The organism is Burkholderia sp. PU8-34 (assembly GCF_053427725.1).
On record NZ_JBSAXC010000077.1, the window covers coordinates 1 to 434 of the forward strand.

Genomic DNA, 434 nt, shown 5'->3' on the forward strand with positions numbered 1-434 from the left:
GGCGCGCCGTCGTGCATCAGGTGCGAGCTGGACAGGTTCGACACCACCGTCTTCCCGCTCGGCAGGCGCACGTGGTACAGCGAGTAGCTGCCCATGTACGCGATGTCGGTGACGACGCCGCGCGCCCAGTTGTGCTGCGAGTTCGGCTTGGTCACCGACACGTGGATGCGCTCCGGGCGCACCGAGATGCCGACCGGCATCCCGAGCGGGCCCGTGACGCCGTGGCTCACGTACATGCGTGCTTCGAGGTCGTCGCTCTCGACGAAGATGTGGTCGGGCTCGTCCTCGACGACGCGCCCTTCGAACAGGTTCGTCGAGCCGATGAATTCGGCCGAGAAGCGGCTGTTCGGGAATTCGTACACTTCGCCCGGCGAGCCGATCTGCACGATCTTGCCTTCGCTCATCACCGCGAGGCGGCTCGCCATCGTCATCGC

General features: G+C 66.4%; 1 protein-coding gene. It reads right to left on the reverse strand.

What is annotated here, in order from left to right:
- Positions 1–434: TOBE domain-containing protein (locus ACV22Z_RS35780; RefSeq protein ID WP_448080949.1), on the reverse strand; the 434-nt coding region annotated here is incomplete at both ends.